The organism is Limosilactobacillus balticus, assembly GCF_014145615.1.
GTDB lineage: Bacteria > Bacillota > Bacilli > Lactobacillales > Lactobacillaceae > Limosilactobacillus > Limosilactobacillus balticus.
Genome location: NZ_JACIVH010000064.1, coordinates 32896 through 54192, shown reverse-complemented (window position 1 = coordinate 54192; position 21297 = coordinate 32896). Strand labels below are relative to the sequence as shown.

33 protein-coding genes, 1 tRNA gene and 1 pseudogene are annotated in these 21297 nt (G+C 35.2%); 21 read left to right on the top strand and 14 right to left on the bottom strand.

Annotated features, from left to right (window positions below; all coding sequences use genetic code 11):
• Positions 1-140 precede the first annotated feature (140 nt).
• Both H5S10_RS04925 and H5S10_RS10555 read right to left on the bottom strand, forming a co-directional pair.
• Positions 141-308, bottom strand: coding sequence for a helix-turn-helix domain-containing protein (locus tag H5S10_RS04925; RefSeq protein WP_182586750.1), 168 nt, complete (start codon positions 306-308; stop codon positions 141-143).
• A 27-nt stretch (positions 309-335) separates the two neighbouring features.
• Positions 336-473: pseudogene (locus H5S10_RS10555) on the bottom strand (helix-turn-helix domain-containing protein); the annotation flags it as partial.
• A gap of 463 nt (positions 474-936) precedes the next feature.
• Between H5S10_RS10555 and H5S10_RS04920 the strand changes: the two are divergent.
• Entirely contained in the window at positions 937-3261 is a 2325-nt protein-coding gene (locus H5S10_RS04920) for an ATP-binding protein (RefSeq protein WP_182588929.1), read from the top strand.
• A gap of 40 nt (positions 3262-3301) precedes the next feature.
• Here H5S10_RS04920 and H5S10_RS04915 read toward each other — a convergent pair whose 3' ends face one another.
• Positions 3302-3571: a YbaN family protein gene (locus H5S10_RS04915; protein ID WP_182588928.1), complete on the bottom strand. Its 270-nt coding sequence runs from the start codon at positions 3569-3571 to the stop codon at positions 3302-3304.
• A 117-nt stretch (positions 3572-3688) separates the two neighbouring features.
• Here H5S10_RS04915 and H5S10_RS04910 point away from each other — a divergent pair, with 117 nt between their 5' ends.
• The 5 genes from H5S10_RS04910 (at position 3689) to H5S10_RS04890 (ending at position 6434) form a co-directional block, all read left to right on the top strand.
• Positions 3689-4132 (top strand): DUF3290 family protein, encoded by a 444-nt coding sequence (locus H5S10_RS04910; RefSeq protein ID WP_182588927.1) that lies wholly within the window; start codon positions 3689-3691, stop codon positions 4130-4132.
• A gap of 9 nt (positions 4133-4141) precedes the next feature.
• The gene (locus H5S10_RS04905) at positions 4142-4780 is read left to right on the top strand and encodes a DUF421 domain-containing protein (protein ID WP_182588926.1); all 639 of its coding nucleotides are present in this window, start codon (positions 4142-4144) and stop codon (positions 4778-4780) included.
• Positions 4781-4855: 75 nt separating this feature from the next.
• Complete coding sequence (locus tag H5S10_RS04900; RefSeq protein WP_182588925.1) at positions 4856-5719, top strand: alpha/beta hydrolase; 864 nt, start codon at positions 4856-4858, stop codon at positions 5717-5719.
• A gap of 1 nt (position 5720) precedes the next feature.
• Positions 5721-5876, top strand: coding sequence for a hypothetical protein (locus tag H5S10_RS04895; protein ID WP_182588924.1), 156 nt, complete (start codon positions 5721-5723; stop codon positions 5874-5876).
• Between the two features lie 75 nt (positions 5877-5951).
• Positions 5952-6434 carry a nucleoside 2-deoxyribosyltransferase gene (locus H5S10_RS04890; protein WP_182586757.1) on the top strand — a complete coding sequence of 161 codons (483 nt, stop codon included), beginning with the start codon at positions 5952-5954 and terminating at the stop codon, positions 6432-6434.
• A 63-nt stretch (positions 6435-6497) separates the two neighbouring features.
• On the opposite strand, the gene H5S10_RS04885 is transcribed toward H5S10_RS04890, so the two are convergent.
• The gene (locus H5S10_RS04885) at positions 6498-7316 is read right to left on the bottom strand and encodes an HAD-IIB family hydrolase (protein ID WP_182586758.1); all 819 of its coding nucleotides are present in this window, start codon (positions 7314-7316) and stop codon (positions 6498-6500) included.
• Positions 7317-7375: 59 nt separating this feature from the next.
• A complete protein-coding gene (locus H5S10_RS04880) occupies positions 7376-7699 on the bottom strand; it encodes a LapA family protein (RefSeq protein WP_182588923.1) in 324 nt (107 codons plus the stop codon).
• 174 nt (positions 7700-7873) lie between these two features.
• Here H5S10_RS04880 and H5S10_RS04875 point away from each other — a divergent pair.
• A tRNA-Arg gene (locus H5S10_RS04875) sits at positions 7874-7945 on the top strand.
• A gap of 144 nt (positions 7946-8089) precedes the next feature.
• On the opposite strand, the gene H5S10_RS04870 is transcribed toward H5S10_RS04875, so the two are convergent.
• The 8 genes from H5S10_RS04870 to H5S10_RS04835 all read right to left on the bottom strand — a co-directional run bounded on the left by H5S10_RS04870 (position 8090) and on the right by H5S10_RS04835 (position 13770).
• Entirely contained in the window at positions 8090-9184 is a 1095-nt protein-coding gene (locus H5S10_RS04870) for a tyrosine-type recombinase/integrase (RefSeq protein WP_182588922.1), read from the bottom strand.
• A gap of 150 nt (positions 9185-9334) precedes the next feature.
• Positions 9335-10348, bottom strand: coding sequence for an Abi family protein (locus H5S10_RS04865; protein WP_182588921.1), 1014 nt, complete (start codon positions 10346-10348; stop codon positions 9335-9337).
• A gap of 113 nt (positions 10349-10461) precedes the next feature.
• The gene (locus tag H5S10_RS04860) at positions 10462-10881 is read right to left on the bottom strand and encodes a hypothetical protein (protein ID WP_182588920.1); all 420 of its coding nucleotides are present in this window, start codon (positions 10879-10881) and stop codon (positions 10462-10464) included.
• 27 nt (positions 10882-10908) lie between these two features.
• A complete protein-coding gene (locus H5S10_RS04855; protein WP_182588919.1) occupies positions 10909-11262 on the bottom strand; it encodes a hypothetical protein in 354 nt (117 codons plus the stop codon).
• A 68-nt stretch (positions 11263-11330) separates the two neighbouring features.
• Complete coding sequence (locus H5S10_RS04850) at positions 11331-11780, bottom strand: hypothetical protein (protein WP_182588918.1); 450 nt, start codon at positions 11778-11780, stop codon at positions 11331-11333.
• 57 nt (positions 11781-11837) lie between these two features.
• Entirely contained in the window at positions 11838-12536 is a 699-nt protein-coding gene (locus H5S10_RS04845) for an ion transporter (RefSeq protein WP_325064751.1), read from the bottom strand.
• A 32-nt stretch (positions 12537-12568) separates the two neighbouring features.
• Complete coding sequence (locus tag H5S10_RS04840; protein ID WP_182589003.1) at positions 12569-13051, bottom strand: hypothetical protein; 483 nt, start codon at positions 13049-13051, stop codon at positions 12569-12571.
• A 62-nt stretch (positions 13052-13113) separates the two neighbouring features.
• Positions 13114-13770 (bottom strand): LexA family protein, encoded by a 657-nt coding sequence (locus H5S10_RS04835; RefSeq protein ID WP_063164155.1) that lies wholly within the window; start codon positions 13768-13770, stop codon positions 13114-13116.
• Positions 13771-13927: 157 nt separating this feature from the next.
• On the opposite strand from H5S10_RS04835, the gene H5S10_RS04830 reads away from it, so the two are divergent.
• Complete coding sequence (locus tag H5S10_RS04830) at positions 13928-14143, top strand: helix-turn-helix domain-containing protein (RefSeq protein ID WP_086141463.1); 216 nt, start codon at positions 13928-13930, stop codon at positions 14141-14143.
• A gap of 197 nt (positions 14144-14340) precedes the next feature.
• Positions 14341-14595, top strand: a complete 255-nt coding sequence (locus H5S10_RS04825) for a hypothetical protein (protein WP_182588916.1) — start codon at positions 14341-14343, stop codon at positions 14593-14595.
• On the opposite strand, the gene H5S10_RS04820 is transcribed toward H5S10_RS04825, so the two are convergent.
• Positions 14567-15262, bottom strand: coding sequence for a DUF4145 domain-containing protein (locus H5S10_RS04820; RefSeq protein WP_182588915.1), 696 nt, complete (start codon positions 15260-15262; stop codon positions 14567-14569). The two genes, H5S10_RS04825 and H5S10_RS04820, sit on opposite strands and share 29 nt — an antisense overlap.
• A gap of 167 nt (positions 15263-15429) precedes the next feature.
• On the opposite strand from H5S10_RS04820, the gene H5S10_RS04815 reads away from it, so the two are divergent.
• The 12 genes from H5S10_RS04815 (at position 15430) to H5S10_RS04760 (ending at position 21292) form a co-directional block, all read left to right on the top strand.
• The gene (locus tag H5S10_RS04815) at positions 15430-15621 is read left to right on the top strand and encodes a helix-turn-helix domain-containing protein (protein ID WP_094528976.1); all 192 of its coding nucleotides are present in this window, start codon (positions 15430-15432) and stop codon (positions 15619-15621) included.
• 80 nt (positions 15622-15701) lie between these two features.
• The gene (locus H5S10_RS04810; protein WP_182588914.1) at positions 15702-16013 is read left to right on the top strand and encodes a hypothetical protein; all 312 of its coding nucleotides are present in this window, start codon (positions 15702-15704) and stop codon (positions 16011-16013) included.
• A 154-nt stretch (positions 16014-16167) separates the two neighbouring features.
• Complete coding sequence (locus H5S10_RS04805) at positions 16168-16353, top strand: hypothetical protein (protein ID WP_182588999.1); 186 nt, start codon at positions 16168-16170, stop codon at positions 16351-16353.
• A 33-nt stretch (positions 16354-16386) separates the two neighbouring features.
• On the top strand, positions 16387-16596 hold the full coding sequence (locus H5S10_RS04800) for a hypothetical protein (protein WP_182588913.1): 210 nt from the start codon (positions 16387-16389) through the stop codon (positions 16594-16596).
• 11 nt (positions 16597-16607) lie between these two features.
• Entirely contained in the window at positions 16608-17516 is a 909-nt protein-coding gene (locus H5S10_RS04795; protein WP_182588912.1) for a DnaD domain protein, read from the top strand.
• Positions 17517-17522: 6 nt separating this feature from the next.
• Positions 17523-18509, top strand: coding sequence for a site-specific integrase (locus H5S10_RS04790; RefSeq protein WP_003663742.1), 987 nt, complete (start codon positions 17523-17525; stop codon positions 18507-18509).
• Positions 18510-18518: 9 nt separating this feature from the next.
• The gene (locus H5S10_RS04785) at positions 18519-19181 is read left to right on the top strand and encodes a DNA methyltransferase family protein (protein ID WP_182588911.1); all 663 of its coding nucleotides are present in this window, start codon (positions 18519-18521) and stop codon (positions 19179-19181) included.
• Positions 19182-19412: 231 nt separating this feature from the next.
• Positions 19413-19697, top strand: coding sequence for a hypothetical protein (locus H5S10_RS04780; protein WP_182588910.1), 285 nt, complete (start codon positions 19413-19415; stop codon positions 19695-19697).
• Complete coding sequence (locus H5S10_RS04775) at positions 19690-20112, top strand: replication terminator protein (protein ID WP_085649870.1); 423 nt, start codon at positions 19690-19692, stop codon at positions 20110-20112. The genes H5S10_RS04780 and H5S10_RS04775 overlap by 8 nt, the downstream gene beginning before the upstream one ends.
• Positions 20113-20115: 3 nt before the next feature.
• On the top strand, positions 20116-20862 hold the full coding sequence (locus tag H5S10_RS04770; RefSeq protein WP_182588909.1) for a hypothetical protein: 747 nt from the start codon (positions 20116-20118) through the stop codon (positions 20860-20862).
• Complete coding sequence (locus tag H5S10_RS04765) at positions 20862-21044, top strand: hypothetical protein (RefSeq protein WP_065532950.1); 183 nt, start codon at positions 20862-20864, stop codon at positions 21042-21044. The genes H5S10_RS04770 and H5S10_RS04765 overlap by 1 nt, the downstream gene beginning before the upstream one ends.
• A gap of 11 nt (positions 21045-21055) precedes the next feature.
• Positions 21056-21292 (top strand): hypothetical protein, encoded by a 237-nt coding sequence (locus H5S10_RS04760; protein WP_065532951.1) that lies wholly within the window; start codon positions 21056-21058, stop codon positions 21290-21292.
• Positions 21293-21297: the final 5 nt, after the last annotated feature.

The following is a 21297-nucleotide window of genomic DNA, read 5'->3' as shown; positions in this document are numbered from 1 at the left end:
TAGTCGATTTGTTCGATTTTCCTAGGGCGTGCAATTTTTAGTAAAAAGTTTTGTGTCTCCTTCTCAAGCTTCTGGATTTGGAGTTGTAGGCGCTGTGTTTCACTCAATGACTCACTTGAACGTTGAGATAACTTTTTCCCTCAGTTATTTTCAAGGCTTTGCGCGCCTTGTGATTCATACTTACGTACCCACGTGTAGACCTGTTGATAAGAAACATGGTACTTAAAATCTCTATTATAAACGAGAGCATCATGGACAATCATTAAACGTTCATCATATGTTATTTTGAGTGCTTTAGTTTTATTCATCGTGGTAGAACTTTCTCGGTACTGCCTCAAGGTTTTACCACTAGTATACTTGTGAACCCACTTTGTGAGAACGCTATGACTAGAAATATTATATTTACGGCAACATTCTTCTAAAGAGAAATCATCACTTAAGTAGTCAAAAATAGCTGCATATTTTAGGCTTAACGAGTATTTACGCTAGCTATGTGATTGCCTTGGCCCTTCAATACCATCTTGCGTATCCAAGTGTTAACAATGGACCATCCTAGACCTAGCTCACAAGCAACTTTGTTAATTGAATAATTATCTGAAACAACTCTTAGTACTACCACTAGTGTGCATAAAAACTCCCCTTCAGGATAAACATGGATTTTATATATTTCCATGTCCACCTAGAGGGGGGAACATATCACTTTTTCCTATCCATTTTTTTGCCTTGGTGACCAGTTTTTGTACCATAGAAGAGACAATTGCTACCTTCGTGTTATACAATCAATTCATCATAAAATCATGTGAAGTTATGCAGATGTTTCAAAATAATTCTATTCGAAATTTCCTTAGAAACAAAATATTCGCTGGTCACTTGCAAAATTGGTTTAAATAAACGAAAATAAAAAGAGTTAATATTGTTTAGAAAAGGACTACGCCAATGACAGATTCAGATCTAAAAAAGATTCATATTGTTTTTAATGGTCAGGATACTCCACCGTTAAAGATTAGCCAGCTTTTTGATGCTAATAAGTTCAATCGATTAACAGCAGTTACTGGTAATGTAACTGCCGACTTCATTAATCAGTATTTAAGTCGATTCATTAAAGTCGAAGTTGCGCTGAGCAGCCCTGAAAATTATGAAGCTAAAACTGGCGATGAAGTAATCACTAAGGTAGCTTTAACCAACGCATTGCTATCTGCTGCTAATAAAAAGCCTGCTAAAGTCTTTGAAGCATTAACTAGCGACAATCAAGCAAACGTGTTGAACAATCTTTTTCAAGTTGCAATTGCACCAACTCAGGCTATCCATTCACGTTTTTATCTCCTAAGTAATTCCGAGACCCATGATACTCGTGTGATTTTGGGAAGTCTTAACTTAGACAGTGCTTCATTTGATAAAGAGCGCAACCAATATGAAGAAATATTAGTCTTTGATGATGACATTCGGCTATTTCAAAATCTTGATAATCACTATAAGAATGACATCAAGCCAGTTTTGCGACCATTTTTTACCGAAAATCTTTTAAATGCAGCCCAAAATCAAATTGATGAAAGCCTAAAAGATAGTAAGGGAACTAAGAATGCGGTTGTAATTCTTGATAATGAAGTCACTGATCAAATTGCAGCTGCAGATATGACTGACTTAATTAGTCATGATGTTCAAAAACAAATTGATGAAAATAAAATTCCCGCAATGATTACTAGATCAATGCGAGATATCACGACTAACCGTTCTCAAGATAAAGAAGAAGCAGAACGACAAATTCAGCAACACGATACAATTTATACTTTGCAAAAAACAGCTGTATCGCCACGAGCAGCTAAACCAAAATTGAAATCGCGAGAAAAAATTTTTAAGCAAGTTCAAGATGCATTGATTAGTGGTATGACACCACAACAACGATCAGCAGAAAAGAAATACACAACGTTCTTATATGATCGTCCAATGGAAAGAAATCTGGTTAATAATAATAGTGGCCTGTATGTCCCCAATGATACTGGCACGCACCCAATCCAGTTCGGAAAAGTCGCAACTATTAGTCAAATTCGTGATGGGTTAAAGAGTATTGATGCAGTATTAAAAGGTTATCAGCAATACGTTGTTGACTACAACGATGATTATGGTAAACGATTCTATGAAGCTATTTTATATAGTTTTACGGCACCATTTTTATGGGAAATTCGTGCGAAAGCTAGTTTGAATCCTGAAGATGGTAATGACATTCCTAACTTCTTGATTTTAGGAGCGACTGCTGGTTCTGGAAAGTCAACATTATTACGGATTATTAATCAACTGACATGGAATACTGATCGGTCATTAATTGATTTCGGGACTATCTATCCTACAGATACACCGCAGAAAAAGGCCAAGACTGTCGATGCAATTGAGCATTACATGAAGCTTGGAAGTTCATATCCAGTTTTAATGGATGAGATTGAACCATACTTCTTCCAACAAGACCAATATAGCCGCCACTTGGTTGTTGATACGATGAATGAATTGGTTAACAATCCCCATGCAATTGCCCCGTTAATCGGAACAACAAATTATGATTCTGGTTTTACGATGCTTCGTGAAACTGCACGACGAACTTATTATCTTCAAATTGATAAGGTTATCGATGATCAGCAAAAAGGAGAAGCAAATAAATATATCTATAACGTACGCCAAACCTTAAATAATACGTTGTTTAAGGATTTTGTAATGCGGATGGCAAGCTTACTAGAAGACGATGAAACACCATGGCGAGCATTCGACGAAAAAACTGGTAAACTTGACTTCTTAGCAAATACCCGTAAGATTTTCCGCGATTACTATCAAATGGCGGATATGGAAGTACCTCCTTACTTTGCAGATGAAATTTGTGATGACTTTAAGGAAAGTTCTCGTAACCGCTGGGCTAAGCTTTACCTAACACAAGAAGAAGACTTTAAATATCGCCAACAAGATCATAGCTTGTTATTTGATATCTCAAAGCTTAATACTTTCAATGGATTTACTGCCGATAGTATTGAAAAGTACCGAAATGCATTACCAATTGAACTTTGTGTAGATGGTATCAATGGTAAACGGGGTAAGTTTGTGGAGATAAAAGCTGATGAATTCTTTAAATGGATTGGTGAACGCAACCCATATGCTGAGAACATTGAGGAGAATGAAGCGGATAATGAGGAACTGGTAACTACAAATACAGCTGAAAAAGTTACGGAATCGCCTGTGAAAGAACAAAAGAAGGGATTCTGGGCACGATTATTTGGCTAATATAAAAAGGTCTGGGACGCAAATAGCATTCAAGACCTTTTTATTTACTATTAATTTTTTGTGTCTTTTGTTTTGGATGATGTTTCAGGTTTTCAAGCCGTTTTACCAAGGGTTTTGCATATTTTATGTAGAGTGGATTACTCAGGAGCCAATTATGAAAACGTGGTGAGATTTTAGTGATACACCATATTGTGAGGAGGAAAAATGGGACTTGCGGAATTACAGGAAGAAGCATTCCAATTATGCCACCGATGAATGAAATGCTCCCTAACAAGATCCATCCAAGTTTTAAGACTAATTTGAAGATCATTAAGAATTTCCTCCTTTCTTTCATACTATAGTTACTATTATTTTATCATGAACGTACGAAAAAAGGGTGGAGAGCTGCTTAAGTTTTTATTACATTTAAATTAAGGAGAGAAATAAATTGACATTTTATACAATTAGTTATTTATCAAATCACCAACACATGAATCAACTATTCAATTACATTGCTATTATCATCTTTGTACTTCTGATTGCAGTAATGGCACTTTTATATTTACGGCATCGCCTTATTACCCGTTATCGTGATTTAGGAATAATTTTCTTTTTGCTATTGTTACTTTTTATTGGTTTTCAAGTTACTGATATGGAAAAAAGTACGACACAGCAATCCCAAACAACGCAGATGATTCCCTTTATTAAGGCGGTTGCTCGTGATCATAATGTTTCTCCACAAAAAGTAGTTGTTAACTCCACAACTTTAACGGATGGAATTCTTGTCCGAATTGAGAATCGAGATTACCGTGTCAATTTAAGTCAAACGGGAGATAATTATACCCTTACACGAGCACATGTTGTTAATCATCAGGTTAATTTAATGAAGTAGGAGAGAAGAATGGATACTTATTCGTTAATCATTATAAAGTTTGTCCTTGGTATGCTATGTTTGATTCTGCAGATTAATTTATTGGGGAAAGGGAATCTTGCGCCAACTTCCGCCATTGATCAAGTCCAAAATTATGTTTTAGGTGGGATTATTGGCGGAATTATCTATAATAGTGACATTTCTGTCCTTGAGTTTATAATGGTACTCTTGATTTGGACATTAATTGTATTTATTGTAAAGTTTGCGAAGGATCATAACATTTGGGTAAGAAGAATCATTGATGGACGACCACAAATATTAATTCAAAACGGCAAAGTATTGGTAGAGAATTGTATGCGCGCGGGAATTAGTGCTAATGACCTTATGTTTCGTCTTCGTGGTCATGGAATTTATGAAGTTGCCAAAGTCAAAAGTGGAATTTTAGAACAAAATGGCCAACTTGTAATCATCGAAAATGATGAAGCAAATGTTCGCTTCCCATTAATTAATGATGGACAGATCAATATTGACGTAATGGAATTGATTCATCATGATGAACAGTGGGTATTTGAACAAATCCATAAAGCAGGATATGGCAGTGTTGATGACATCTATCTTGGTGAATATATTAATGGTAAATTAACTTTAATTCCATATCCAAAAGTTTAAAAGGCCATCCCCTTTATAATTTTCAAGCGTATAATAAGAGGGAGCTACAAAATGAAATGATAAGAAGATGATTTGATGAAAAAGTCGTTAAAAATTGCCGGGATTAGTATTGGTAGTCTAGTTCTTCTTGCATTTGGTATTCAAGGTTTCTTATTACGAGGTACGCCTGGACAATCTTTATCACCGCAAAATTACCAAGATAAAGTGGAGTATTCTTCTGTTCCTACGTTACTTATTCCCGGTTGGGGTGGAAGTACGATTACTTATAATAAAATGATTAAGTACTATCAACAGAAAAATATTGCACAAAAAGTTCTAACGATTTGGGTTGCCCCTAACGGACGTATCTGGACAGAGGGAAATTTTCATGGGCAAAAGAATGCTTTAATTCAAGTTTTATTTACTTGGAACTATAATGGTACCTACCATCCACAGATTAAGCAACTGACGACTGTTTTGAATTATTTGCAGAAACACTATCATATGCAGAAAATTAATGTCGTTGCCCACTCATATGGGGGAACAGAATTTATTCATGCTTATATGGGTTCAAAATATCTTCAAGATCATATTCGGTTAAATAAAGTAGTCTTTTTAGGGGTACCAGTTGAAGAAAGCCTTAGCGATCAGTTAAAATATCGCTATCATTTAGTTAATAAGTCTACCGACAAGAATTTTCACCAATTGTTTTTGGAGATGAAAAATTGGCAATTAAATTATCCTGTTGAGATTTATAATTTAATGGGTAGTGAAGAAGGCAGTAAAACAACTGATGGGTCTGTTCCTCATATCCAATCGGAAATGTTAAAATCATTAGTTAAAATCCATCCATCGATTAAGTATCATCAAAAAGTGTATCCGAAAACTACTCACTTTCAATTACATCACCGCACAAAAATTTTGAACAATATCGCTAACATTTTATGGGAAAGGAATTAGAATGAACAAAGAACACGGGCAAGTAACAGGAATTATATGGCGTGGGCCTGATGACGTAGCTATATACCAACAATTAAAAGAATATGCAGATAAAAAAGATATCTCAGTTTCAAAGGCAGCCAAGCAGTTAATTATTACCGCTCTCAATAAAGATTAAAAAATCCTAATTGGTTAAGTTTATTATTCCATGATAGAATCTTAACTGTACAAAAATTAAAGGGGAGTTCACTTAATGACAAATCAAAAAAGTAAGACAGTATATTTCTGTGCAGGATGGTTTACTGATAAGCAAAATAAAGCTTACGCGGACGCAATGAATGCGATTAAAGCTAATCCTACAGTAGATGTAGAAAATTCTTATGTGCCATTACAACACCAATATAAAGGATTACGGGTTGATGAACATCCAGAGCTTTTACAAGATCGCGAATGGAGTACAGCAACTTACAATGGTGATCGTGTAGGAGTTTCAACTTCTGATATGCTTTTAGCAGTATATATTCCTGAAGAAGAAGATGTAGGAATGGGTGTTGAATTAGGAATGGCACGCGCACTAGGCAAATATATTATGATAGTAATTCCTGATGAGGACTTTGGTAAACCAATTAATTTAATGAGTTGGGGAATTGCAGATAATTTCATTAAAATGTCAGAACTTCCTAATTACGATTTTAATAAACCATCTTACAATTTCTACGATGGTGGAGTATATTAAAAAAAGATGTGCGATTTGAAACTCGCACATCTTTTTTTGTGATTGTTAGTTTACATAATATCTCTAACGGTTAATAAATTGATGTTCAATCTCTGACAATAGCCCAGCATGATTGTTATCGTATCTTGTAACTTTATCAGCAACTTTTAGCAGGTCATCAGTAGCATTTTTCATTGCATATCCATAACCAACTTCTGATAGCATCTCAATATCATTTGAAGTATCCCCGAAAGCAACTACTTGGTCTAGAGTTCCGTTTAGATAGTTTTCAACTAGTCTTTTTAATCCCAAGGCCTTATTTACGCCCGCTGGTAGGATATCAATGCCATAAGCTCCACTATAAGTTGCTTGAATTAAGTTTGGAAACTGCTCATTTAACTGATTTACATATCCTTGGATAATAGCTTGAGATAATTTGCGCTTGGCCCAACCAACGTTTAAGTTATAAATTGGCTCAGTAATTTTTTGCAGGTCAGAAAAATATGTGTGATGGGGATAAAAAGGGACTGGAACATCTCGATACTGCTCGGCAAGGATTGTTTGCGTTTTGCCAGATAAAGATAGGATGTCAGGGCTAGGGAATGTATGCTTAATAAAAGCATAAAGCTGTTGCAGTGTCGCAATTGAATGAGTCTTGTTGTACACAGAGTTGCCGTTTATTATCAGTCGTCCGCCATTTTCTGCTACAAATTCTTTTACAAGTGGACACGGCTGAAAGATCGTTGACAATGCATCGTAACTATTCCCACTTGCAATAATAAAGTGATAGTTTTGTCGTTGTAATAGTTCAATATCTTGATTTAAACGGTTAACGTCGAATTTATCATTATCATCTAGTAAGGTACCATCAACATCGATCGCAATAAAACGGTATTTTCCCATTTAATTTCCTCTCTGAAACACTAATTTGCAGAAGAATCTTGTGCTTTTTCTGCAACAGTTTAATTTTTAAGTTGTTGCTTTAGCTGTGCATTTTCTTTTTGTAGTTGATCAATCTTTTTTTGATACTTTTTTAATTCGTCCTTACTAACACGCGATGATTGTAATTCTTTTAATTGCTTATTAGTTTTGAGATGATTAGAAAATGATAGTAAGTAAATAATAATAGCCCCAATAAGTAAACAGATAAAGATTAGGAGCACTAGTGGCATCTTTACTTGTGCTCCAAAAAGATTGACTACTACAGTTGCTGTATTAAGTAAGGCAAAGATGGCAATTATAATTAGAATAACGATTGAGGCAATAGTTGTGGATTGCTTTTTCATGGAAAATTCCCCCTCATGTTTTTTGTAACACATCTATTATATTAACTTAAGAAGTACTGGTAAAGGAGAAGATCGCCTAGTCGTAAGTATACGCTACCTGTATTTGTATTTTTTAAATAAAATTGACAAATTCTCTTTATTTTTTTAATAAATGCGCTAAAATAAAAATGTAAGGCGTCCTTAGTGTAATGGATAGCACATGAGATTTCGGTCCTCATGATCCGAGTTCGACTCTCGGGGGACGCATTTTTGAGAAAATATGATGAAACATAAAAATCCTACAATCGTTGTTATATCAATGATTATAGGGTTTTTTAGTGTTTTAGAAAAGTATGGAAAAATATAAAAAAGTACAAAGTCGGTACACCTTTGGTACACTAGTGTACCAAACTAAAGTTGGTTCAAAGCATTGACAATCTTGTCATCAGTTTTTCCTTTGTATTCATCTATTAAATAAGCGTAAGTATTCATTGTTGTACGAATGTCACTATGACCAAGACGTTTGCTGATTGGGTATATATCCACACCTTTAGCAAGAAGTAAGGCAACGTGGCTGTGCCGTAAACTGTGGAAGTGAAAATTTTTGCGGTGAATACCCAATTCATCTAATAATTGTCGAAGCATTTTATTAACTGCGTTGCTAGTAGGAATAGTACCAAACTGAGTCGTAAATACCATATTACTAATATGCTTTTCCTTCAATTGAGAAAGCAATTGTAGAAGAGTTTGATTTACTTTGATAGTCCGATTAGACGATTTATTTTTAGTTGGCTTGAAAGAATGAGTGTACATATTCCAGGACTTGCTAACAGTAATGGTTTGATGTAGCCAATTAATATCATTCCATGTTAATGCTTGAATCTCAGATAGTCGCATTCCAGTATAAATGGCTGTGATAATCATATAACGACTGGTATAAATATCTTGCTGACTGATCCCAGCTTCAGCTTTTTCAAGCAGTTTTTTAATTTCTTCTACATTTAAATAATCAACTTTTACTTCTTTATCCTCATTAGCTACTAGTGTAACGTTTTGAGTAAAGTCCTTAATCAGATAATCATCTAACATCGCTGACCGGATACAAGCGCGAACAATGTTATTTACTTCTTTGACAGTATGTGGGGCGTGAGTAGCTCCATACTCATTAATAAATCTTTGATACATTTTGCGATCGATATGTTTGAATTCAGTATCAGCAAAGAAGCTATTTAATGCCTTTCGAGTAAATTCATAACGCTTATAAGTAATTTCAGCTACTTTAGGTTTCTTATACGTCTCAATCCATTGATCGTAATAATCAATAAATTTGATTGTTTTCTTAATGTTGATTCCTTTATTTAGTTTGGCTTTTTGTTCAACTGCCCAATCTTTAGCTAATACTTTAGTAGGGAAACCGCCTTGACTTTTAGTTTGTCGTTTTCCTTCACTGTCATACCATGAAATTCGAGCTTGCCATTTTCCATAACGTTTTATTATTGAAGCCATACTTGTCCCTCCATTATTAAATTGTGTATAATGAAAGGGTTGAATTGAGACCTGTAAATCTTATTCAACCCTGGTCCATCTCCTATGCCAGTAGGGGATGGGCTTTTTTCATTTACCAGCTTTTTAAGTCATCAGGGTTTGGACAAAGGATTAATTATTATTTTTAGGAGAAAATTTCAGGTTCATAAATTCTTTTAACCTTGAAATGAAATTTTCATCAACTTCAAATAAGTCATAAATACTTTTACCGTTGAATAAATTCTTATTTCCATAAGTATTAACAATTGATTCTAATTCATCAATCATATTAGATATAAGATATTGATCATCTAAGAGTACAATGATACTAACTATAATTGAAAAAAGTCCATTACGTGGCAGTTCAATTTCATTACCTGCTTTATAAAGAAATGAAATTGAGAACTCATCTAAAAAACGGATCTTTTGTGTATCAGTTTCACTAAGCTGCAATTTGAAAGTTCTATTACCATGAGCAGAAAGATTTCTAAACCTATAAACTTGTTCCAAACAAATTTTACAGAATTGCAATTTATCATCAGTTTTAACTAATCCTTGTGTAGACATTTTCTGGAGAAAGAAATTTACAACTTCTTTCTTTTCATTAATTGATAAAGCAGAATACCAATTTACCATTGAGCCAAAACTAATAATCTCTGCTGCAATCCACGGTGGCAGATTGCCTTCTTCTTTAATATAGTGTTGAGCAATTTTGCTAGTTTGCTTAGCATCCTCAATTGCTTGTATAAAGTCATTTATTTTACCGCGTTGAGATTTAGATTTACTATAATTTCTTTTATCTAAATACGTTTCTTCGTCAATAGAAAAGTTTCGAGCTACTATATTTGAAACGAGAGCTTTTAATCTCTCTTCTACCGCCAAGGAATATTTAAAAATAATATTGCTAACCTGAATATCTATCCAATGAACTTGATAGAGCATTTCAAAAGAAGTTCCTTTACGAAATATATCAGGTTCTTTCTGCTTTAAGAACATATCTTTATAGCCATTAATAATTGAATAGTATGGGAAAGTCATTAAAGCATTCTTGGCAAACTCATAGTCGTTTATTTCAACTCCACGACTTTTTAATATTGCTATTTGCTCATCAAACGATTTGTAAGGGTGTTTAAAATTTTTAACCATGCAAAAAGAGCCTCCCCACTATATAGCAGAAAGGCTCTTCTTCGCAGGTCACATCAAGGTAACCCATTTCAGACACCTTTATCATACCGTATAGTGTTAATCTCGTCAATCTATTAATCAACAAATTCAACAATATCTCCAACCGAAATTGCTGAATTAGGTTTAATATTTTTAACATCTGAAGCATTTACATGTAAATCTTCAAACCTTGTTTTTGAAGCTTCTTTAATAAGTGGAGGGATACTAGATGCATTTACTTCTTTTTTAACCTTTTTTCTAGCAATTGAATATTTATCACGAACATCGGTAATCTCTAGATAATCAATAGGAGGATTATAGCTTCCGATTATTTCATTCGTTTCGGGGTCTTTTAAATCCATTCCTTTTGACTCAACAACAATTTGTTGGCCAATTTTGGCATGTAGTTTTTCTCCTCTAAAAACATCGGGATTTTCGGGGTCATCTTCATATCCGTAGTTAATAATAATTCTTGTATTATCTGGAATTGCAATAACCTTAATTTCTTTAGACATTATATTTAACCTCCAAAATAAAATTTCTTATTTTTTATGTCCCCAAAAGTATCCAATCATTAAAGTGGCAAATGGAGAAAATACTGAAAAATAATTGGAATAGTCATTTTTTGATAGAAAAGTAGCTGCTTTAGGTATGATGCCTGCAAGTAGTATGAGAATGCAAACAAACATCATTATTATATCGGTTTTTGTCCATCTCTTTTTTGGATCATTGTCAAAAATATTTTTTGTTGCTTGTGGTATAGATTTAATTTCGAATTGAATTTCATTTAAAATAGTAGCTATTTTATTATCTTCATTTGGCTTATTAATTTTACTTTTCAATTCCGCGTTTTCGAGAACCAGTTTGTTAAATGATCTTTGCTCTTCTTCTGTCATGAACTTAATAACTTCTTTCCTTAAAAGATTAAATTTCCTTCCTTATTGCAGCAGGGGATGTTTTTTATTTAGTTGTTGTCGTCGTGCATTACATCATAGAGAGAGTCTCCGTTGTAAGCCATGTATAAGACTTTATCAGTATTTTCAGGATTAACAATTGCAATAGGTGTCTTAACATGGAGATCATCATGGAGAGATTCAGATAAATCATCGAAGGCACTGGTCATGTCATTCCAGTCACTATCAGATTCATCACCATCAAGAACTGCGATCACTTCATCCTCAAAATCTTGACCGATTGGCTTAATAGCAATGACATCATTTTCTTTGTCATAATAAACATCTGCAGTATCACCAAAATGATCTTGCATCATTGAGACGGCTTTCTTGATTTTAGAACGTTTTGACGCTTGAACTACTGTAATATTGCTACTATTCGTATTAACAACAACCGTCGTGGTAGCGAGAGAAACCCCAGCAAGGCCCACTGCCAACATAATCTTAAAACCTTTATTCATAAATAAACTCCTCCGATTTCAGCTTTTAACGTCAATCAGTTTATTGGACGTACATATTTACTTATTCTCTTTTACAAGTTTTTCTAATCTACTTAGATGATCTTCAAGGTCTTTGTTTTGCTGTTTCAGTTCAGCTAATTCTTTTTCCAGATCGTTATCCGTTGAAGTATCAAAGAAATTAGTAAGACTACTTGTTAGCATTCCAATGAAACCAATTCCTAGAAACATTAATAAAATTGCTGCAGTTTTTCCTAATCCCGTAGTAGGAGAGACATCCCCATATCCAACAGTCGTAGCCGTAGTAATTGACCACCATAATGCAGTGCTGAATGATACTTTTTCAGAAATGCAATATAGTGAGGAAGCAATAAGAATAACGGTTAAACTGATGTAGAGATAATAAATAAATCCGTTAGTCTTTAAAAACTTATGTAGTCTTCCAGTTAATCCAACTAACCGAAAAATTCTTAAAAGTTTTAATAGGCGGAATGCTCGTCCAATTCTAGCCATTCGGAAGACATAGAAAAGATTATTAACGGGGATGATAGATAGTAAATCAAAGATATTTTCTTTGAAGAATCTTTTCTTATCCTTTGCATAGAATAGTCTTACAAAGTAATCAATCGCAAAAACAATTAAAATTGAATTATCAATAATACTATAAGGCGGTGAAATGATATTAATTTCATGGGCATAATCTAAAACAATCAGAACAATTGAAATGATAGCAAGTAACGCCATGGAAATATCATAAATATAGAAATTTAATTTTTTCGTTTTACTTACTCCTAATTGAAACTATAGGAATGATGACCAAGAGATCTGCCAATAGTTTGATTATTATTAATTACTTTGACGTTTAGTCCCTTAATAGTGTCATTTTCTTTTATTTTTTTGTGATCAAGAAGGATAGCGGCAGCACTATTTTCTGCTTTCATAATGCTATCTTTCTTATCTTCACTACTAAGACTGTTGAAATCATTAGTTACATAAATATTTAATTTATTTTTGCCTGTATATTTAATTTTTGTGACATAGTTTGCCCAATCAAATTCATCGTTTGCAGATCCGCTATCCGTAGAACTTCCATTTTCATCAAGAGTTCCATTTGCCCAGCCTTTACTTTGAGCTAAAGTATCAGAAATTTCTTTATTTATACTTTTGTACTTATCCTTTGCAGCATATACATAATTATTATTTGCTAGTGAAGTAGTAACCGTTCCTCCACAAATTCCTAGTAAGCTAAGTGCGATTATATTTTTGAACTTCATAAGTAAATCTCCTTAATATAAATCTTAGTTTTTAATGTCAATCGGTATTTGGACGTAGATCATTATTTAATACTCCATGAAACATGAACAGCCTTACCAACAATTCGGCCTGGGTTATCTTTATCTAAGATAATTGGGTCGAATTCTTTATTATCTGGCATTAGCATAATTAGATTTCCTTGGTGCTTAACACGTTTCAATGTCGCTTCATTATCACCATCAACGAGAACAGCAGCTATTTCGCCATCTTCCACTGTGGGCTGTTCTCTAATGGTTACAATCGATCCATCGTGAATGGTTGGCTCCATACTCTTACCTTTACAACGGAGAGCAAAGAGGTTACCTTTTGGAACCGGCTTCTCAAAAATTTCTTCAACGTAGCCTTCAATGTTTTCTTCGGCTGTGATTGGATCCCCACAGGCAATCTCACCAATGAGGGGGATACTGATGCGTTGAAAGTTATCTCCTAATGGATAAATTATATTAGTTGGCCTTTTTTCTGTTTTATTATCAATAACACCTAGTACATTTTCAGGTGTGGTATGCAAAGCAGTAGCGAATTCATCAAGTCTATTAACTGGGAATTCGCGTTTTTTCTTAAAATATAGTGAGACAGTTGACTTTGACATATTAACGCGTCTAGCAAGTTCACTTATAGAGACTTTCTGCTCTTCACGTAAATTATTGAGGTAGTCAACCACTTCAGAGCTATTCCTCATAATTTTCACATCCTAAAATATTTTACACGTATTATTATATTCTTTTTGTTCCTAAAAAGAAACATCTATATATTGTTTTAATAATTATTCGTTGACAATAAAGAACATTGATTGTATTATATATATGTTCTCAAAAGAGAACGAAAGGAGGGGCGATATGTCATTTAATTTACAAAGATTAAAAGCGGAACGTATGGCAGAAGGATATACTCAAGAAGAATTCGCAAAGAAATTGGGGATGTCTAGAGGAGCCTATGCAAAACGTGAAGCAGGAATTGTTGATATTAGTGTTGAAGATTTATCGCGTATAATGGATGCACTTGGTTATGATGCTTCAAAAGTATCGATTTTTTTTGCTCCATCCGTTCGCTAATGAGAACGAATAAAGTATAAAAGGAGAGTAGCAATGTGTAAGAAAAATCACTTTTGGAATTCAATCGAATTTTGGAGCTACATAGTAACAATTATTGTTAGTTGTTTAGCTTCTATCGGCACATCCCTTTTATTAATAAAACTAGGATGGTTGTGATATGGCAAAGAGAGGCGCAATCTTGTGAAAGGAGGGTAGCAATGAAGAATAGACAAAAAGAAAAAGCCACCGTAAAGGCAGCTTCTTTAGAGAAAGAAGTTTCTAAACTGAAGGATGAGAATGCTTTCTTAAAGCAGTTACTAAAAGATAATCCCACCTCATTAAAAGTTGAAAAGATCATTCATATTACGGAACGAATTGGTTCTGGTAGAAGTGATGATCCAGTTCGAGAAGTTCATAAACTTTGGACCAATGATGGTAAGTTTATTACTTCTTTGACTTTTTATCCGGTCTAGAAACAGGTGGATTAGCGATCATTAATCGATAATTTATCCAGCTAATAAAGATTTGAAGATAAGCTTTGAGTTGATTGAGTGTTTCCTCACTATTGAATTGCTCAGGTTGATCCCAATGTGCATAGTCGTTTCCATAAATTCTAACTACGTCTGCAGATACTTGAGCTGTTTGATCATTTTTATAGAAGTGAGCAATTGCATCGTTTAGTGTGTATCCCGCAATCTTATCCTTAGATTCATCGGTAAATTTAACTGCATAATCTTTAATGAGAATTTCAAGAGCTGCTCGGTAGCCCATACCGGCAAGATCAAAGTCACCGACATTTTCAGATCTTTCTGCAGAATGATACATTCGTTCAAAACGCGATGAAAGATTAACTAGTTTAGAGTCCAACGGGGTTAACTTTGCAGAAGGGTAGATAAAAAGAAAATTAGGCTCGTGTTTAATATCTGGATAAATTTCTTGTAGGCTCCAATGGTATTTTTGGCAAGAGGTACAGAAATGACTAAATAAAATAATGGCACTATCATTTCTGTTAAAATACCCTTCTAATTTTGTGTTTGGATTATTTGAAACTCCACAGTTAGGACATAAATCTGTGATTTTATATTTCGACCTTGTACTCCAAGGCTGTATCAACTGAATTATATATGTACGTGTCTTCAAGTAAGATTACCTCCTAATAAATGGGAATTATAAAACTTTGCGTCAAATGATTCTGGAGTTCCAGATACTGTTTGACGACTTAGTGTTGAGAACACGGATTAAGTATATCGAATGTTTGTTCACGTTGCAATGTGTTGTATTAAGCAGGATGGAGGCATTACAGAATATTGTGGAAAAAAGTGGAAGCCGAACTTAAAAAGCAAAATATGAGTATTTACCAGTTAACTATTAAAGCTGGGTTACCGCGTTCTAATAGGACTATGTATGAGTTTAAGTACGGTCATATCAAGAAGCCGAGTTTTGAACTGATGTGTAAGATTGCTGACGCATTGAACGTTAGTTTAGACGTTTTTAGATAACTACTTGCTGGCACAGGTAGTTATCCGTAATTAAGAAGATTTACAGGTCTCATCGTTATAAATAAGGTAGGTGATTACTGATGGAAGCAACTTTAGATGAGCAAGATTACCAAACAATTACTAATGAAGTGCTCAAACGTATTAAGAAACAGTATGATTTGGTGCCTAAACAATATGAACCAATGTTAATTAGTCTTAAAGAATTTCGTCATAAGTATGGTCATGATAAGTCGCCAGCTTGGTTAAAGTTGTACTTGTTGCCAAAGATGCCAGGCGTCTTTGGATTGAACGCTGGAAAAGGCCATCCAGTAAGGATTGATGTGAGAAAGGCTACACGCTGGTTAGCACAACATGAAGATAAAGTTGACTGGAATAAATCATTACCACAATAAGAGGTGATTAAGTGGCATTTCTAATTGGATTACCAATATTAATTATTGCAATGTGTTTGTTATATGCACTGGTGTACAGCTTGCTATATGAGCGGAATAAACCATTGCTACTGAAAGAGAAGTATCGGAAGAAACATTGAAAGAAGGTAAAAAAATGACACTAAAAGGAATTGTTAATTCAAAATTTCTTGCCATGCTGATGGGTGCATGGATCACTTATTGCTCTGGAGTTGGTGACTATGGTGGAGCAGTATTCTTGCTGTTCTTCTATTCGCTGATGCTGTGGGATTGTAACAAAAAAGCCACCGGCGCTGGTAACACCGATGGCAAAATCCAATAACTGGATAAGAAATCTACAAGGAGATTATAACATATGTCAGAAAAAGATACTGCAGCAGAAGTTAAAAAACTTGCTAACAATGTGATTGATCAAGCTATTTTTATTTGTAATTTATGTGATCAATTTAAGCATGCTGAGACGTACAGCCATCATCTGAAGTTAGCAGAAGATATTGCTTACCACCTTAAGCGACTAAGCGAATCTCAAGACTTTGATGAATTGGTTAAGCAAATTTATAACTAGGGGGTTACACAATGGCACAGCGCAGAATGTTTAGTCAGAAGGTTACTGAGACAGATAAGTTCCTTGATATGGGGCTTACTGCTCAATCACTTTACTTCCATTTGGGGATGAATGCTGATGATGACGGTTTTGTTGGCAATCCTAAGTCAATTAAACGCATGATCGGCGCTAGTGAGGACGATCTTAAAGCATTAGTTGAAAAAGATTACTTGATTGTCTTTGAAGATGGAGTGGTTGTTATTAAGGATTGGTTAGTTTCTAACTATGTCAAAAAGGATCGATACACTCCGACAATTTATACCGAAGACATGAAATTAATTGGTCTTGATAAGAATAAACGGTACCAATTTGTAACCGATTTGGAACCAGAACGGAACCAAGTTGGAACCGAAATGTCTCCAGAATGTATCCAAGATGGAGACAAAATGGAACCAAACTGTATCCAAAGTGGTTCCAAAAATAAAAATCAAATTTCAAGTGAAAACTCTCAACCTCAACAGGGACAAGACTTTAACTCCATGGAGCCAAATTGGAACCAGAATGGAACCGAAATGGATCCTCAGGTTAGGTTAGGTAAGGATAGAGTTAAGTTAAGTAAGAGTAAAGATAATTTAAATACTACTACTAGTACTACTCTTAATTCATATTATAAAAAGCTCGAATCCCCAAAATCACAAAACGAATTAAAAGCGTTTGTAAATGAACTTGGTGGTGACGTGGTAGCATTTGCCATCACTTCCATGTTTGAGAATGCTGATCGTCCAACATTTGCATACTTACGTTCGATCTTAAATCGTTATCAGCAACAGGGATTAACTAATCTTGCAGCAGTCCAACATGATAATGATGTTTATAACGGGAAGTTGAGTATTGCTCCTGGCACTAAGCCTAAGATCCCTGTTTATCATCTGGGGGAATAAGCATCGATGGTACAAGTTGGAAAAAAGAGAGCTATTAAGTTCTGGAAGTATTACAAGGAATGGTATGAAACCTACAAATACGGGGATGTCCGTGATGTTACTTACCAAAGATATATTTTGACAGGTAAACAAATTAAGAAACTTGCTCCAGATCTAATGCTAGATAAAATAACCCGAGCTGATATACAAAAACTCATCAATGCTTATGGACAAACGCATGAAAAAGTAACTGTTCGTAATTTCTATCGCTTACTAGAAGCACCAATCAGAGATGCGGTCTATGAGGGATGGATTTCCCGTGATCCATGCTACAAGATTCGTATTACCTCTCAAGTTAAGAAGAAAAAGAAGCTTAAGAAGTGGCTAGAAATGGATGAGGTTCATAAACTTGAACAAGTCTTTAATGCTGATCAAAGCGGATATGGTGACTTCTTTGATTTTACATTACGTACTGGCTTGCGATTTGCTGAGGTTCTTGGCCTTACTCCAGCTGATGTTGATATGAATAACATGTCTATTTACGTCAATAAGACACTGAACTACAAGAAAATAGATTACTCTCAAGTTAAACCTGGTGACTTTATGCCGACTAAGAACAAGTATTCTGTTAGGCAAATCCTAATTGATTTTAAGGCATTAACTGACCTACAACGCCACCTGGATGGAGTAAAAGAAGATGAGTCAATCTGGGCTCATTGGTATGCTAGTGACTCTCGTACTAATACCCGAGGTGGTAATCACATTTATAATTCAGTGTTTAATAAAGAGTTAAAGGAAATGTGTGACCAGGCGGGAGTACCACCAATTTCAGTTCATGGTTTGCGTCATACTCATGCATCCCTGCTAATTGCTAACCGTGTTTCAATTCAAAGTGTTGCTAAACGGTTAGGCCACGGCAATACAGAAACAACCCAACGTGTCTATATCCACCTGCTAGACAAGCTAGCAAACGAGGATAACAACAAGATTATGTCTGTAATGACAGGGATTTGAGGTGGAATAATGCAGTTTGATACAAAAACCGTTAATAAGCTGTTAGAAATTGACGAGTCATATAAGGCTCCGGAAAGAATGCTGCAACTAATGCTTGATGATCAAAAGCGTCCAGAAGTCTTTAAGAAGTTCCTAGAAGTTTCAACGGACCTAAAGTTTGACTGGTTCCATGAATATTTTGAAGATGAGCAAGCTGAACGGAAAAGCAAGAAGCAGGATTTTACCCCTGATAGCATTGCGACCTTGCTTAATAGCTTAGTTGATAGCGATAAATCTAATGGCCACTATTTTGAGGTAGCTGCAGGGACAGGTGGAATTTTAATCAAGCGCTGGTGGGATGACTGTACAAATGATCGGGTTGGTAATCCATTACATGCTGATCCTAACTTAAAATTCTTGTCAATCTTTACTTATGACCCTAGAGCTTATTGGTATCAGGTAGAAGAAATGTCAGATAGAGCAATTCCTTTCTTGTTATTCAATATGGCAATTAGGGGGATGAATGGAGTAGCAATCCAATGTGATTCGTTAAGCAGGAAAGCAAAGGATGTTTATTTTATTCGTAATGATACAAGTAACTTTTTAGCATTTAGTGAAGTTATCAAAATGCCCCACACTGCTGAACTACAAGAACTTTATAACATTTCCGAATGGGTTGATAAGTTTGACTGATTTCATAACAGACAAATTAAGTGATGCCCTTGATGAACTGGAAAATTACCACACGTTTGACGGCAAATTTTGGAAATACAGTCGGCTGAGAGCAGAAGAACTTTTACCGGCTAATGATTGGCGGCTTCAAGAAATACTCAAATTTAGAAAAAAGGTAGGCGAGGAGTAATGGAATTAAAGAACTACTTACGACACGAATATGTTGCAAAACGGCGACAGGGAGATCAAAAGATGTTAGAAGATCAGCTATTCGATATCATGCAGGTTAATCTAGCTCATCAGCTACACGATAAGGGTCATTACAATCGGCTTTATCTCCCCATTGATATGGAAGCTCTGGGCTGTGATGACTTCGTGATGGAGCCTGAACTTTATCATTTGTTTAATCTTGGCATTGACGGGCGAAAAATTGCTGAGAAGTTAATTCATTTGATGAGACGCAATGGCTGGAAACTTAATTATTACTGTGAAGATGGTCAAATGTTTATTGATGTGGAGGAGAAGAGTTATGAGTAAGAAAAAAGCAATTAATTTTGATTTATCAGAAATTGCAGATGGTGGGGTGCAAGTTAAGCTTAACCGTGCATTACAACAAGTAGCGGACAATATCCTTGATCCCAATACGGACCCAACTAAAAAGCGGAAGGTACAACTTAATATCACCTTAGCTCCGAATGAAAAGCGGGATGCCTCAGATGTTACGGTTGAAGTTAAGACCACTCTTGCTCCAGAAGTTGGAGTACCAACCACGATGCTTTTAGGTCGTGATATTAACGGCAAGGTCCACGTTAATGAGTTGAAGTCAGGAGTTAAGGGTCAAACTTACATCGATCCGGATGATGGTAAGGCTAAGACGGATACTGGCGAACCAGTTGAAGAAGTGGAAAAAGAAGAAAAGCGCAAGATTATTGATTTACAAAAGGAGAACTAACTCATGGAAACAAAGATTAATGGTGAATTAACCCAATTTGAACAACTCGTAAATGATGCTAACGGCAATCAGCTTATTACAGGATTAAACGGCCGGCAGTATCTTCTTGATCATGATGGGAATGCAGCTTTACTTAATGATCCGATCATTGCTCATCCCCTCCAGTTGAACCAATTAACTAGCTTGATTGAGTGGTTGGAAAGTGAAGGATCGTCAATTAACGATGCACTAAAAATCCATGTGGTTAGTCCGACTAAGGTTGAGGTAATTGGAAACTTAGCTAAAGGTGGTCAACGTCCTTGTTTCGCTGAGGTTCGGGCAGTGGTTGATAGTCTTAACTTAGAAAGTTACTTAGATCAGGAAAGCATGATCATCATGCTGCAGTCACATTTTGAGGAGAATGACGACCGAAATATCATTCTGAAAGTTGTTAGTAATCTTCGTAGTGAGAGCATCCATCAACAGACTGATGATGGTGTGAGCCAAAGTGTTCAAATCAATTCTGGTGTTGCTAGTGTCGATGAGGTGAAGGTTCCTAATCCCGTTAAGTTAATTCCTTTCTGGACATTCCAGGAAGTTGATCAGCCAGCAAGTAAATTTATCTTCCGAATGCGTGAGGGGATGCAATCAGCATTATTCATGGCTGATAACAACCAATGGCAAGTAGAAGCAAAGAATAATATTAAACGATACATTCAGCAACTAGAACAAGAAACATTTGGCGAGATTAAGTATCCGGTGATTGCATAATGCAGACACAAATAATTTTTCATAACGGTCTTAAATTATCAGTACGAGAAACTACCAGGGAGATCATTAATCAATCTCTTTATGGTGACGAGATTATTGTTACTCGATTTAATCTTGGCCACTTAGAGCGTTTCAGAATTAACTACGATGATATGGCTAAACTCGTTGCTATTGATGAATGAGGAAGCAAACCATGAAGATTAACCGACGAACTTTACATGAAATTCTTGTTAAGTATCAAAAATTAATGAAAAGCGATGAGAGAAGAAAAGTGTATTGGATTAATCGCTTAATGATGAAAGACCTAGCAAGAAAATTTGAGCTACCGTTCTACAAAGGAACAAAGTATCGTGGCAAAAAACACTGGTTAGCTAATTCTTCACTTTATTGGGAATTGAGAAAAATTAATGAAAAGCAGAAGAGGGGATGAAGTAA

What these genes read in the sequence shown, in the direction of transcription:
- H5S10_RS04895 (WP_182588924.1), top strand. Translation starts at nt 5,721, where the DNA reads ATGAACAAAGAACACGGGCAAGTAACAGGAATTATATGGCGTGGGCCT.
- H5S10_RS04915 (WP_182588928.1), bottom strand. Translation starts at nt 3,571, where the DNA reads ATGATCTTCAAATTAGTCTTAAAACTTGGATGGATCTTGTTAGGGAGC.
- H5S10_RS04925 (WP_182586750.1), bottom strand. Translation starts at nt 308, where the DNA reads ATGAATAAAACTAAAGCACTCAAAATAACATATGATGAACGTTTAATG.
- H5S10_RS04825 (WP_182588916.1), top strand. Translation starts at nt 14,341, where the DNA reads ATGAAGAATAGACAAAAAGAAAAAGCCACCGTAAAGGCAGCTTCTTTA.
- H5S10_RS04855 (WP_182588919.1), bottom strand. Translation starts at nt 11,262, where the DNA reads ATGACAGAAGAAGAGCAAAGATCATTTAACAAACTGGTTCTCGAAAAC.
- H5S10_RS04795 (WP_182588912.1), top strand. Translation starts at nt 16,608, where the DNA reads ATGGCACAGCGCAGAATGTTTAGTCAGAAGGTTACTGAGACAGATAAG.
- H5S10_RS04890 (WP_182586757.1), top strand. Translation starts at nt 5,952, where the DNA reads ATGACAAATCAAAAAAGTAAGACAGTATATTTCTGTGCAGGATGGTTT.
- H5S10_RS04770 (WP_182588909.1), top strand. Translation starts at nt 20,116, where the DNA reads ATGGAAACAAAGATTAATGGTGAATTAACCCAATTTGAACAACTCGTA.
- H5S10_RS04780 (WP_182588910.1), top strand. Translation starts at nt 19,413, where the DNA reads ATGTTAGAAGATCAGCTATTCGATATCATGCAGGTTAATCTAGCTCAT.
- H5S10_RS04835 (WP_063164155.1), bottom strand. Translation starts at nt 13,770, where the DNA reads ATGAGGAATAGCTCTGAAGTGGTTGACTACCTCAATAATTTACGTGAA.
- H5S10_RS04810 (WP_182588914.1), top strand. Translation starts at nt 15,702, where the DNA reads ATGGAAGCAACTTTAGATGAGCAAGATTACCAAACAATTACTAATGAA.
- H5S10_RS04785 (WP_182588911.1), top strand. Translation starts at nt 18,519, where the DNA reads ATGCAGTTTGATACAAAAACCGTTAATAAGCTGTTAGAAATTGACGAG.
- H5S10_RS04905 (WP_182588926.1), top strand. Translation starts at nt 4,142, where the DNA reads ATGGATACTTATTCGTTAATCATTATAAAGTTTGTCCTTGGTATGCTA.
- H5S10_RS04920 (WP_182588929.1), top strand. Translation starts at nt 937, where the DNA reads ATGACAGATTCAGATCTAAAAAAGATTCATATTGTTTTTAATGGTCAG.
- H5S10_RS04830 (WP_086141463.1), top strand. Translation starts at nt 13,928, where the DNA reads ATGTCATTTAATTTACAAAGATTAAAAGCGGAACGTATGGCAGAAGGA.
- H5S10_RS04760 (WP_065532951.1), top strand. Translation starts at nt 21,056, where the DNA reads ATGAAGATTAACCGACGAACTTTACATGAAATTCTTGTTAAGTATCAA.
- H5S10_RS04860 (WP_182588920.1), bottom strand. Translation starts at nt 10,881, where the DNA reads ATGTCTAAAGAAATTAAGGTTATTGCAATTCCAGATAATACAAGAATT.
- H5S10_RS04865 (WP_182588921.1), bottom strand. Translation starts at nt 10,348, where the DNA reads ATGGTTAAAAATTTTAAACACCCTTACAAATCGTTTGATGAGCAAATA.
- H5S10_RS04850 (WP_182588918.1), bottom strand. Translation starts at nt 11,780, where the DNA reads ATGAATAAAGGTTTTAAGATTATGTTGGCAGTGGGCCTTGCTGGGGTT.
- H5S10_RS04870 (WP_182588922.1), bottom strand. Translation starts at nt 9,184, where the DNA reads ATGGCTTCAATAATAAAACGTTATGGAAAATGGCAAGCTCGAATTTCA.
- H5S10_RS04765 (WP_065532950.1), top strand. Translation starts at nt 20,862, where the DNA reads ATGCAGACACAAATAATTTTTCATAACGGTCTTAAATTATCAGTACGA.
- H5S10_RS04885 (WP_182586758.1), bottom strand. Translation starts at nt 7,316, where the DNA reads ATGGGAAAATACCGTTTTATTGCGATCGATGTTGATGGTACCTTACTA.
- H5S10_RS04775 (WP_085649870.1), top strand. Translation starts at nt 19,690, where the DNA reads ATGAGTAAGAAAAAAGCAATTAATTTTGATTTATCAGAAATTGCAGAT.
- H5S10_RS04840 (WP_182589003.1), bottom strand. Translation starts at nt 13,051, where the DNA reads ATGAAGTTCAAAAATATAATCGCACTTAGCTTACTAGGAATTTGTGGA.
- H5S10_RS04880 (WP_182588923.1), bottom strand. Translation starts at nt 7,699, where the DNA reads ATGAAAAAGCAATCCACAACTATTGCCTCAATCGTTATTCTAATTATA.
- H5S10_RS04800 (WP_182588913.1), top strand. Translation starts at nt 16,387, where the DNA reads ATGTCAGAAAAAGATACTGCAGCAGAAGTTAAAAAACTTGCTAACAAT.
- H5S10_RS04790 (WP_003663742.1), top strand. Translation starts at nt 17,523, where the DNA reads ATGGTACAAGTTGGAAAAAAGAGAGCTATTAAGTTCTGGAAGTATTAC.
- H5S10_RS04900 (WP_182588925.1), top strand. Translation starts at nt 4,856, where the DNA reads ATGAAAAAGTCGTTAAAAATTGCCGGGATTAGTATTGGTAGTCTAGTT.
- H5S10_RS04805 (WP_182588999.1), top strand. Translation starts at nt 16,168, where the DNA reads ATGACACTAAAAGGAATTGTTAATTCAAAATTTCTTGCCATGCTGATG.